This is a genomic window from Sphingorhabdus sp., from assembly GCF_044374345.1.
GTDB lineage: Bacteria > Pseudomonadota > Alphaproteobacteria > Sphingomonadales > Sphingomonadaceae > Sphingorhabdus_B.
Genome location: NZ_JBILOS010000001.1, coordinates 51,008 through 62,755, shown reverse-complemented (window position 1 = coordinate 62,755; position 11,748 = coordinate 51,008). Strand labels below are relative to the sequence as shown.

At 55.5% G+C, this 11,748-nt stretch carries 10 protein-coding genes and 1 pseudogene; 2 read left to right on the top strand and 9 right to left on the bottom strand.

The genetic code is table 11. The features are described 5' to 3' along the window. The 7 genes and pseudogenes from ACIQ5B_RS00290 to ACIQ5B_RS00260 all read right to left on the bottom strand — a co-directional run. Positions 1-414, bottom strand: a pseudogene (locus tag ACIQ5B_RS00290) (TonB-dependent receptor); the annotation flags it as partial. Positions 415-591: 177 nt separating this feature from the next. Continuing rightward, a complete protein-coding gene (locus tag ACIQ5B_RS00285; RefSeq protein WP_397597254.1) occupies positions 592-897 on the bottom strand; it encodes a hypothetical protein in 306 nt (101 codons plus the stop codon). A 31-nt stretch (positions 898-928) separates the two neighbouring features. Then, the gene (gene galU / locus ACIQ5B_RS00280) at positions 929-1,798 is read right to left on the bottom strand and encodes a UTP--glucose-1-phosphate uridylyltransferase GalU (protein WP_397597253.1); all 870 of its coding nucleotides are present in this window, start codon (positions 1,796-1,798) and stop codon (positions 929-931) included. A 31-nt stretch (positions 1,799-1,829) separates the two neighbouring features. Further along, complete coding sequence (msrA, locus tag ACIQ5B_RS00275; RefSeq protein ID WP_397597252.1) at positions 1,830-2,369, bottom strand: peptide-methionine (S)-S-oxide reductase MsrA; 540 nt, start codon at positions 2,367-2,369, stop codon at positions 1,830-1,832. Between the two features lie 10 nt (positions 2,370-2,379). After that, a complete protein-coding gene (locus tag ACIQ5B_RS00270) occupies positions 2,380-5,442 on the bottom strand; it encodes an efflux RND transporter permease subunit (RefSeq protein ID WP_397597251.1) in 3,063 nt (1,020 codons plus the stop codon). A 3-nt stretch (positions 5,443-5,445) separates the two neighbouring features. Continuing rightward, positions 5,446-6,528: an efflux RND transporter periplasmic adaptor subunit gene (locus ACIQ5B_RS00265; protein WP_397597258.1), complete on the bottom strand. Its 1,083-nt coding sequence runs from the start codon at positions 6,526-6,528 to the stop codon at positions 5,446-5,448. 97 nt (positions 6,529-6,625) lie between these two features. After that, positions 6,626-7,585, bottom strand: coding sequence for an L-threonylcarbamoyladenylate synthase (locus ACIQ5B_RS00260; RefSeq protein WP_397597250.1), 960 nt, complete (start codon positions 7,583-7,585; stop codon positions 6,626-6,628). A gap of 51 nt (positions 7,586-7,636) precedes the next feature. On the opposite strand from ACIQ5B_RS00260, the gene ACIQ5B_RS00255 reads away from it, so the two are divergent. Together ACIQ5B_RS00255 and ACIQ5B_RS00250 are read left to right on the top strand one after the other, a co-directional pair. After that, the gene (locus ACIQ5B_RS00255) at positions 7,637-9,373 is read left to right on the top strand and encodes an acyl-CoA dehydrogenase (RefSeq protein ID WP_397597249.1); all 1,737 of its coding nucleotides are present in this window, start codon (positions 7,637-7,639) and stop codon (positions 9,371-9,373) included. After that, positions 9,370-10,182 carry an ATP-binding protein gene (locus ACIQ5B_RS00250; RefSeq protein WP_397597248.1) on the top strand — a complete coding sequence of 271 codons (813 nt, stop codon included), beginning with the start codon at positions 9,370-9,372 and terminating at the stop codon, positions 10,180-10,182. The genes ACIQ5B_RS00255 and ACIQ5B_RS00250 overlap by 4 nt, the downstream gene beginning before the upstream one ends. 9 nt (positions 10,183-10,191) lie before the next feature. Here ACIQ5B_RS00250 and ACIQ5B_RS00245 read toward each other — a convergent pair whose 3' ends face one another. Further along, entirely contained in the window at positions 10,192-11,514 is a 1,323-nt protein-coding gene (locus ACIQ5B_RS00245) for a PQQ-dependent sugar dehydrogenase (RefSeq protein WP_397597247.1), read from the bottom strand. An 11-nt stretch (positions 11,515-11,525) separates the two neighbouring features. Continuing rightward, entirely contained in the window at positions 11,526-11,711 is a 186-nt protein-coding gene (locus ACIQ5B_RS00240; RefSeq protein WP_333568775.1) for a hypothetical protein, read from the bottom strand. Positions 11,712-11,748: the final 37 nt, after the last annotated feature.

Here is an 11,748-nt window from a genome sequence, read left to right as displayed (position 1 = left end):
ACGGACGATGTTGACGACTTGTCCTTGCCCTTGGGTTTCGGTGTCAGCGCCGGCCTGCTCAGACAGCTCAATATATTCGACCTGACTTGCCGGAATCCGGGACAGCATCGTCCATATGTCATCGGATTTTGTGGATGGCCGATCTCCATCGATCAGAACATTACCGGCATTTTCGCCAAAGCCACGACGCCCTTCTCCTTCACTAATGGAAAATCCCGGGATGCGATTCACCATATCCAACGCAGTAACGGGGGCGTAAGTTGTGAAAAAATCGGGTGTGAATTGCCGACTGCCGGCCCGAACTGAAGATGCCTCGGCATTTGCGGCGCTGTCATTGGCAACAGCTTGAGACGGTACAGCCATCGCAGCCATAGCCGACGTCAACAGTGCCAGACGGAGTTCAAAAACGCGCATTAACCCTCCACGAGACCCGCGGGCATCTTCCCCATCGGTCTATGCCGGTGCGTTAACGGACGGCAGGCCTTGGGCGAAAGCTGCGTTCGACCAAAAAGCTTAGAAATCGACGAGTTGCAATTTTGATGCAAATTGGCCGTTGGTCGACAGCCATTACCGGTTGGCAGACAAACGCGTTTACCGTGCGCGATTCTTTTCCCGCTCAATCTGTTCGCTCAGGTCCGCTGCCTTTTTGCAGGCGCCTCGATCACCGTCGGCACAGCGTTTATTCTCCTTGGCACGTTTACGGCTGAGCTTACCAAGAGCTTCGTCGCGTTTACGCATTTCACGGCCGCGTTTTTCATCAGCTTCCGATTGACTGGTCGTAAAAACATCTAACGTCTTTGAAACGGCTTTCATCGGTGCGTTCGTAACATTGGACACGATCGAAGCAACGCATCCTTGGAGGAGCACACACAGCAAAGCACAAACAATCAAACGCATTTCGAAACCCCCAACATCTCGAGCAACAAGCCTATTTTAACAAATTGACCGCAATGGCGCGAACTTCGTCTGCCATATCAGCTCTTTGCAACGCTACAGCCAAGTTGGCTTCAATGTAACCTACTTTTGATCCGCAGTCGTAACGATTTCCGTCAAATGTGACGGCATGGAAAGGTTGCTTGCCGAGCATTTGCGCCATGGCGTCGGTCAACTGGATCTCGCCGCCAGCGCCTTTTTCTTGGCCTTCCAGAATATCCATCACTTCGGGCTGAAGGATGTAGCGCCCCGAAACGATCAGGTTCGATGGTGCCTCCTCAACCTTTGGCTTTTCAACAAGCCCAAGCACCTCGGTAATCGCGCCGCGTGACTCGCCGGGTGCAATGACGCCGTAGCTGGATACCGCTTGCCGGGGCACTTCAAGCACGCTGATAACATTGCCGCCAATGTTCTGATAGGCGTCGACCATCTGCTTCATACATCCCGGCGAGCCATGCATAAATTCATCGGGAAGGAATATGGCGAAGGGCTCATCACCAATGATGTCGCGCGCGCACCAGATGGCGTGCCCAAGTCCCAGTGGTTCCTGCTGCCGAACATACACGCAGTTGCCGGGCGTCAGGCGTGAACTCGCCAACACCGACGTGTCTTTGCCACGCGCCAACATTGTATGCTCAAGTTCGAACGCGATATCGAAATGGTCTTCAATTGCGCTCTTACAGCGACCCGTCACGAATATCATCTGCTCGATACCCGCTTCCCGCGCCTCATCGACCGCATATTGGATGAGCGGACTGTCGACGATGGGCAGCATTTCTTTCGGAATGGCCTTTGTCGCTGGCAAAAAGCGGGTGCCGAGACCCGCGACCGGGAATATGGCTTTTCGAACAGGTTTATGTGTCATGATCTATACTTAACGCGCCAATCTGCATTGTCTATGCGGAGTCGGCGAGCCGTTGGGCAAATCCCTTTTTCAGCTTTGCCAACTTGGGTGGAATGACGGCCAGGCAATATGCGTTCCGCTGACCTTCCCCCTCCCAATATTCCTGATGATAATCTTCTGCAGGATACCAAGTCGCAGGGCCTTCAATCGCGGTGACAATAGGCGCTGGCCAATCCGCTGCGGCTTTCGCAATGCCTGCTTCAGCGGTCGCACGTTGATCATCGTTCAACGGGAAAATTGCCGAGCGATATTGCGTCCCGACGTCATTGCCCTGACGGTTTAACTGCGTCGGATCGTGCGTTGCAAAAAATATCTCCAGCAAATCGGCGTAGCTGATGACTTCGGCATCAAAGGCAATGCGGATGGCTTCTGCATGCCCGGTTTGACCGCCGCAAACCTCTTTATATGTGGGATCAACCGTCGCCCCGCCAATATATCCGCTTTGCACGCTATGCACGCCATTCAGCTGGCCAAAAACAGCTTCGGTGCACCAGAAACAACCGCCGGCGAAAATCGCTTCATCATGTGACATGTGCTTATCCTTAAGCTTGAGTGGAGTCCGGCGCCTTCGCGACATCCCCGCGCACCACAAGAAGATACATGGCGGGTGTGACGATACGTGATAGCACAGTCGAAGAAATCAACCCCCCGATCAATACAATCGCCAGTGGCCCGTACAAACTACCGCCAAAAAGCGCGAGTGGCATAAGTCCGCCAATCGCCGTTACCGATGTCAGCAGCACCGGAAGGAAACGCACCTCTCCCGCCTTTTCAATCGCCTCACGCAGCGCATAGCCGCTGGCACGCAACTGGCTGGTGAAATCAACAAGCAAGATCGAATTTTTGATTTCGATGCCGATGAGCGCAATAAAACCAATGACGGCCAAGAACGATAGATTGTTGCCGGTAACAAGGAGCGCGATGAGGCCACCGAACGTACCCAATGGGATGACGCCAGCGACAACCAATGCCTCTTTAAACCGGCCAAATTCAGCCACTAGAATGGCGAAGATGCTAAATAGGGCAACGATGACAACCGGGCCAAAACCGGCGAATGTTTCGTTGATTTTTTCGGCTTCACCGCCGACCGCTATGCTGTATCCCGGCTTAAGGGGAATGGCATCCATCTTCTTCTGCGCGTCCAAGTTCACCTTTGAAATCACCGCACCGTCGGACACCTGCGCCGTGACGCTGACATTACGTTGCAGATTATAGCGGTAGATTGCAGCCGGTGTGGATTCCAAGGTCGGATTGGAAATTTCCGCCAACGAAACCGCCTGCCCGCTTCGGTTGGACACATAGATGGATTCCAGCGCCGATATGGGCTGGGTATCGATAAGGGGGTGCCGCACAATGATGGGATAGCTGTCGCCCTCCTCGTCCCTAAATGTGCCGGCACGTTCACCGCTGATGGCCAGTCGGACCGCGCGGCGCGCGGCGCCTGCGGGCACCTCAAGCAGGGCCGCTTTTGCGTCATCGACCCGGATATCAAGGTCAATGCGGTCAAAGGCGACTGGGTTGTTAATGTCTCGTGCCCCGGGGGTTTCACGCAGCGCCAACTCCATTTTGGCCGCGACACGTTTCAGCTCGTCTTGGTCGGGCCCATATACCCGGAATTCCACAGGCGCGTTTATCGGCGCTCCGTTTTGGAACAATACCAACTTGATACGCGCGCCAGATATCTCGTCGAATTTCTTACGCAGCCGGTCGACCATTGCGCGGGATTTGGATCCCTCCCAATTGTCCATGATAGCCAATACTTCGCCATGGGTCGGGTTTTCGCCGCGTTGGAAAACATTGTAAAAGACAGGCGGATTATATGCGCCGACATTTTCGGCCCGGACTTTAATCGCGGGCTCGGTCTTCAAAATCTCCGAAACTTGCCGAACGATGCGACCGGTTTCTGCAATGCTAGCACCTTGTTCCGCCTCCACCGTGACGCGGAAATAGGATGTGTCCGCATTTGGAAACAGGCTGAAACCGAGCAATGGGATGAAGAGAAATGCCGCACAAGTGACCGAAAGGGCGCCCCACACCGACCGTCGCGGTCTATCCAGCGCCCAATGCAGCATCGGATGATAAAATCTGTCAATCTTAAGCATCAGCCACTGAAGTAACGGATTGCCGCCTTCATGATCATCGCGCTTCAAGATACGACTGGCCAGGAACGGCACAATAGTAAGCGATACGATCATCGAGGCGGTAATCGTCGACACGATTGTCGCGATAAAGCTTTGCGTGAATTTACCCGCCCCCTCCGGCAAAAAGAACAGCGGAAGGAAGGCAAACACCAAAACGCCTGTTGAACCCAAGACCGCCATGGTGATTTCTTTGGTGCCATCAATGGCCGCTTGGTTCCGGCCTTTGCCCATCCGCAAATGTCGCGCGATATTTTCGACAACGACAATCGAGTCATCCACCAACAAGCCAAGCGTCAGAATAAAACCCGCGACCACAAGCTGGCTAAGGTTAAATCCATATGCCGAAATCGCCAGCAATCCCGAGGCAACCGACAGCGGGATCGATATCATCACAATCACCGACGCGCGCCAGCCCAATGGCAGCAGCGTGATCAGCACCAAAAACAGCGCAAGGATAAAGTCGCGGGCAAGTTCCTGAAGACGCTTGCGAATATCGCGGCTTTGATCAAACTGCACGACTGCCTTTATATCGGGCGGAAGCAGCTTCTTTTGAATCTCAAGCTCTTGGATTAACCGGTTGCGAAGCTTTGTCGCGTCTGTGCCCTGTTTTTGGTTGGCCGTAATGAATACCCCGCGTTGGCCATTATGGCTGACCTTTACGCGCTGTTCGGCCGATCCCATTTTAATGTCTGCAACATCGTCGACGCGCAATAAGGTGCCATCATTGGTCCGGACGGGCAAATTGCGTATGCGATCAAGGTCGCGAAACGCGCCCCCTGCTTCGATGTTAAAACGGCGTGCGCCGCTGGTGACGGCACCTGCAGGAACATCGGCGCCAGCAAGACGGATTGCGTCAACCACGGCGCTTGCGGGAATGCGAAGCTCAGCCAAACGTCCCGAGTTGATGGCGACGGTTATTTCGGGTTGAGGCAGCCCATAAATTTCGGACTGCCGGACTTCTTTGTAACGCCCAAGTGCTTCGCTGATATCCCGCGCATATTTTTCCATGCGGTACCAACTGGCCGTCTCGCTCAGCAACGCGATTTGCAAAATGGATGAATTCGTCGTTCGAATTTTCTCGAACTGCAGCTTTTGCAGATCAGCCGGAAGTTGGCTGCGGATGGCCGTCACTTCGCGGACGGTGTCATTGAAATATTGGTCAGGGTCGCCCGACCAATCAAATTCCGCCCGAATGACGGCGTTGCCATCGCTGCTTGTCGAATTTACGCTTTGAACGTCTTCTAGGCCCTGAACCAATTCTTCGATTGGCTTGGTAATCGTCTGCTCAATCTCCGCTGCGTCCGCTCCCGGTTGCGCGGCAACGATCGACACGACAGGCATCGAAAAATGCGGATCAACCGCGCGCGGCACCTGTTGGAATGCGGAGAATCCAAGCGCGCACAGCAGCGTAAAAAGGACTAAGGTTAATTGCCACCGGCGGATGGCGATTTCGGCGATATGCATGTGTTAAGGCTGCGTCGCAATAATGCGCACGGGCGACCCCGTTCGCAGTTTTTCCAACCCCGACGTCACAATCTTGTCCCCCGGCTTTATGCCACCTGACACAGTAACGAATGTGTCAGAGACACGTTCAATCGCGACATTGCGCGTTTCGACGCGATTATTTTTTGCGACAACATAGACAAGGCCTTCTCCGGTGCGGACGCCGAACAATGCGGTAGCTGGAATCTGCAGCAGGTCGCCGCTTTCCAATGCAGGTAGCTTAATATTGGCCGTTCCAATTTGCCCCGAACGCAAGTTTGCGCGCGACGGCAGCCGGAATTGGACCGTGAATGCGCCCGTTGCCTCATTCGCGCGTCCATCGATTTCTGAAATCGTGGCCGAAACCGGCGCTTCGCCCGCGGACTCGATCATGATGTCCGCCGTCATGCCAACGCGCAATTTTGAGGCGTCACGGTCGACTATGGGGACGCGAAAGACAAAGCCCTCATCTGCTTCACCCAGAATAAGCGCTGGCATACCCGCGGCGATGACTTGTCCCGGTTGGACATTGCGTTGCAAAACGACGCCGCTTGATGGGGCATAAAGCTGCGCTGTGCTGCGCGCAAAGCCAGCCTGCCGAACGCGGGCGTCAGCGGCTTTGACAGCAGCCTCTGCCGCTTCGAAACGCGCTTTGGTTATCCAACCATCGGCATATAATGAACGCACGCGATCAAACTCGGCGCGCGCACGGTCTCGTTCAGCGACGGACACGCTTACGTCAGCGCCAACAATCGTGGAATCCAACGCCGACAATAATGCGCCACGCTTTACAAAATCACCTTCTTCAAAGCGAACAACGGCCACTTTTCCAGGGGTGGTGAAGCCAAGCGGCGTTTCGCGCCGATACCGCACCGTTCCCACCGCGCTAATTTCACGCTGAAGGCTTTCCTTTTCCACGGTGAACACGCGTACAACCTGTGCTGTTTCGACCGCAGCTTTTTTGCTGTCCGATGCCTCACCACAGCCGGCAAGTGCAACGATCGGCAAAAGCCCAATCAAAAATCTCTTCGATGTAAGCAATTTGCTCTCCCCTGCACTGCTATACATCACTCGATAGGCGAGAGCGCGCTGGGATGAAATAGCATTTTGATATGCAACTTATTTTTCTAGTTCGACGGGCTCAACAGGATGCCTACAGCGCATTTCACCGGATAGATGCCCGTTGCAGCCGGTCGTTAATCGCAACGCCAATCCCTTCGTGCGGTATTGGCGCGACCGATATGGATAATGCGGCGCTCGCATCGGCCCTGTGTAGCGCGTCAAATAGATTGGCGGCGGCCTGCGCTAGGTTGCCTGACGCGGACAAATTATCATTGCCCTCCATTGTCCCAAACCCGATGTGCCATTCGCCCGGCTCTGGTTGGATCGCGTTTAAGCGCACAGCCTTTGACGGTGCATAATGGCTCGCCAATTGCCCGGGCGCTTCAATATTATCGCCGGACGCCGTCAAGGGGCCAATCCCTAGAACCCGCTCAATATCGGCCGCGGTGACTGGCCCCGGTCTCAAAATCTGCCAACCGTTGTCACGCACGGCAACAATCGTGGATTCGAGCCCTGCTGAGCAAGGCCCCCCATCCAAGATCATCGGAACCGCACCGCCAAGCCCCGCAAGCACATGTTCGGCGCGGGTCGGGCTTATGCCCCCGCTTTTATTGGCGGACGGTGCCGCAATATTCAGGCCAGTTTTTTTAAGCAGGGCCTGCATGACGGGATGCGCGGGGCAGCGTAATGCAATCGTCGGCAACCCGGCCGTGACGGCGCCCGCAATGCCGGCGTCAGGCCGCAGAGGCAGCACCAGCGTAAGCGGCCCCGGCCAAAATGCCTGTGCCAGTTGATGTGCCACCGGGCTGAAATCCGCCAAGCTTTCGGCGGTTGATTGGTCGGCAACATGCACAATCAACGGATTAAAGTCCGGACGCCCCTTTGCGGCGTAAATCTTGGCAACCGCATCGGCATTGCTGGCGTCCGCGGCGAGGCCATATACCGTTTCGGTGGGAATCGCGACGATTTGACCGGAACGCAAAAGCTCCATCGCCGCCGTTATTGCAGCGTCATCAGCGGGCAGGACCCAGCCATTCCCCAAGGTATTTGAGCCAAACATCATTCGCGGCTATAGGCCTTGGTCGACACGATTTAACAGGATTTTTTATTGATCATGGCCTTTTCTGCACCCGTTACTGAACAAGCATTTGTCCTGAAGCATATCGTAGATATCGAAGCCTTGTCGCAACATGACCGCTTCGCCGATGCCACCCCCGATATGGTGCAAGCAATTGTTGAAGGCATTGGCGCCTTTGCCGAGGGCGAATTTGCGCCACTCAACCGGATCGGCGACACCGTTGGTGCGCGTTTGAAAGATGGCAAAGTCGTCATGCCCGACGGTTTTGTCGCAGCCTACAAAGCCTATGTCGCCAATGGCTGGGGATCGATAAACGCACCGTCGGCGTTCGGTGGCCAAGGCCTGCCATTTTCGATGGCGACCGTTGCGCTCGATTCCTTGGGCGCGGCGAACATGGCATTTGCCCTGTGCCCGATCTTGTCGGTTGGCGCGATCGAAGCCATCAACCACCATGGGTCAGACCGGCAAAAACAAATGTTCCTGCCCAAACTATCAACCGGCGAATGGTCAGGTACGATGAACTTGACGGAGCCACAGGCAGGTTCCGATGTCGGCGCGCTGAAATCAACCGCGACACCGCGCGGCGATGGCACCTACCAAATCAAAGGCACCAAAATATATATCAGCTTTGGTGACCATGATATGGCCGAAAACATCGTCCATCTCGTGCTGGCCCGCACGCCCGATGGCCCTGCTGGAACCAAGGGTATCTCGCTGTTTCTGGTCCCGAAATATCAGGTGGCCGAAGATGGCAGCTTTACCAAAGCGAATGATATCAAGGTCGTATCGATCGAACATAAGATGGGCATTAATGCCTCCCCAACATGCGTGCTCGCGTTTGGCGAAGAAGGTGAATGCGTTGGCGAACTGATCGGCCCTGAATTCGGCGGCATGCGTGCGATGTTCACGATGATGAATAACGCGCGGCTAAACGTAGGATTGCAAGGCGTTCAAATTGCCGAAGCCGCAACGCAGAAAGCTATCTGGTTTGCCCGTGAACGGGTTCAATCGGCCAAAGCAAGCGGACCGTCGCGCGAGTCCGTCGCGATTGTCGAGCATCCCGATGTCCGCCGCATGCTGCTGCGTATGAAAGCGGGCACGCAAGCGATACGGGCCTTGCTCTATCTGGCCTCGGGCTATGTTGACCGCGCCACGCTCGGAGAAGCAGGAGCGCAGGACATGGTCGATCTGCTGACGCCGCTTGCCAAGACCTACGGCACCGACATGGGCAGCGAGATCGCCTCGCTGGGTATTCAGGTGCATGGCGGAATGGGCTTTGTTGAGGAAACCGGCGCAGCCCAGTTTTATCGCGATATTCGTATTGCCGCGATTTATGAAGGGACCAACGGCATTCAGGCCGCCGATCTTGTGGGGCGTAAACTCGCGATGCAAGGCGGTGATGTCATTCGGAACCATCTCGCGGCCATTTCGCAAGACGCCACCGACCAGCCGGGCCTTTCGGCATTGAGCGCGGCCTGCGCGGAAGTGACCGAATATATGTTGAGCGCAAGCGTGGATGATCGTCTCGCGGGCAGTTACGCCTACACCAACATGATGTCCGTCGTGACCGCAGGTTGGTTGATGCTGAAGCAATTGCGGGCCGCACAAACAGAAATTGACGCCGGAGATACGAGCCCGTTCCTAAAGGCCAAAATCGTCGCCTGCCGTTATTATCTGGACATCATGGTTCCCGAAGCCTTCGCGTTCAAAGGCAGCGCGATGGCCGGTGCCGACTTGCTCTACGCATTGGATGCCGAGGATTTGGCGGCTTGAACGACCACACACTCAAACGCATTGCTGAGGCGCTGGAGCGGCTATCACCGCCGCCAGCGCCACCGACGGACCTATCGTCCCATCCGGCCTATCATTGGAACGGAACGTCATTGGCGCCGGTGCATGATTTTAAGCCACTGCCGCTTGACCTGATCGTTGGTATCGACCGGCAAAAAGCCGACCTGATCGAAAACAGCAGGCGGCATGCTTCGGGCGCTGCAGCGCATGATGTCCTTTTGTGGGGTGCGCGCGGCATGGGGAAATCTGCCCTCGTCAAATCGGTGGTCGCGGCGTTGCAAGAAGAAGGCTTTTTCATTGCGCTTGTCGAGGCGGCGGCGAACCAAATCACCAGCATGCCTGCATTATTCGACGAGCTCGCTGCATCAGGCCGCCGATATCTATTGTTCGTGGACGATATCTCTTTCGAGCCCAATGACCAAAGCGCACGCCTGTTGCGGTCGCTGCTGGAAGGCGGCGTTGAAGCCCGCCCGAACAATGTCCGCTTGTGCGTGACGTCCAACCACCGGAACATCGTCGAAAGAGAAAATGGCGCGGATCCGGATACGGGCGGACGCGATGCCGTGGACGATAGCCTGGCGCTGGCGGACCGGTTCGGCCTTAAGCTCGGCTTTCAATATCCCGATCAGGATGCCTATCTGAAAATGGTTGGCAGTTACGCGGCGCATTTCGACCTCGATTGGGACGAGGCCGATGCCTTAAGTTTCGCGCAAAGCCGTGGCGGCCGGTCGGGCCGCATAGCATGGCATTACACAGTGGAACTTGCCGGCCGCGCGGGCCGACGGATCTAGGTCCTGCCCCTAGCTTTTCGCCCGAACCCGCCAAACAATATTGCCGACATCGTCGCTGACCAAAAGCGAACCGTCCTTTGCGATCACAACCATCGTTGGCCGTCCCTGCGCTTTGCCGTCTTTGTCCAGGAACCCAGTCAAAATGTTGACCGGCTTTCCTACGGGCTCGCCTTTTGGAAAGGGCACGAAGATGACATCATAACCCGACACAGGCTTGCGGTTCCAAGAGCCATGACGCGCAACAAACGCGCCATCGGTCAGTCCAGCGCCCAATTTACCCTTATAGCCAAAAGCAAGGCCCAAGGGGGCCGTGTGCGCACCCAAGGCGTAGTCAGGGCGGCGTTCATATTCCCGCTTTTCCGGTTTCGGTGGTGAAACGCGGTGATCGGTAAAGCCGCCCCAATAATGCTGCGGCCAACCATAATCGGCACCAAATTCCACAAGGGCAAGATAATCGGGCACCATATCCGAACCAAGCATGTCGCGTTCGTTGACCACCGTCCACAGGCGTCCGCGGTTATCCCAATCGAGGCCAACAGGGTTACGCAAACCGATCGCATATGGAATTTTCTTGTCCTTCGCGATGTCATATTCGAACACCATCGCGCGGCCATTTTCGGATTCTATCCCATGTTCAGCAATGTTGCTGTTTGACCCGACCGAAATGTAAATCTTCTTTCCATCGGGCGATGCAGCAAGGTTGCGCGTCCAATGGTTGTTTGGCGCCTTTGCATTCAACTTTGTAAGCTCTTTGCCCTTCGCAGTAATCTTGGTGTCGCCTGTCTTGTATGGAAAGGCCATCAATCCATCGGTGTTCGCAACATACAAAGTGTCGCCGATCAGCACCATGCCAAATGGCGAGTTCAGGCCAGTCAGGAACGGTGTTTTCAACTCCGCCTTGCCATCTCCATCGGCGTCACGCAGCAATGTGATGCGGTTGGCAGACGGCACACCCGCGCCAGCCTTGTCCATAAGCCATTTCATGACGAACCCCTCAATACCGCCAACGTCTCGCGGCGGCGAATTTGCTTCAGCGACGAGAACATCACCATTGGGCAAGACATACATGTTGCGGGGATGGTCGAGACCCTCTGCAAAGCGCTCGACAACCAGACCCGGCGCAGCAATTGGTGCTTCGCCGGCTTTCCAGCGGTCAACCTCGGCAACTTTAATGGTCGGGAAAATCTGTTCGCGGCCCTCAGTGATATTGGGCTTAGGCCCAGTCACTGCATCCAACGGCAATTGCGCAACGTCAGGGCGCGTAATGTACCACACGCCAGCAAGCGCCAACGCGATGAATATCAACATAATGTTGCGAACATGCTTCCACATTTTTCTGACCCTTATGTGCTTCGTTTACGATCGAACAACCATATCACCACCGCGATCAGGCTACCGATCGCCATACCGATAACCAATCCGGCGGAGGGTTGGTCGAATGCTACGCCGAGGATAGCGCCGATCAATAAACCGAGAGCGACGAAAATGCCGCCGGCAAGGCGGGGCTGATTGTTTTGTGTTTCAGACATAATCGCTCTTTGCCACCAACAACGGCAGCCTAGCAAG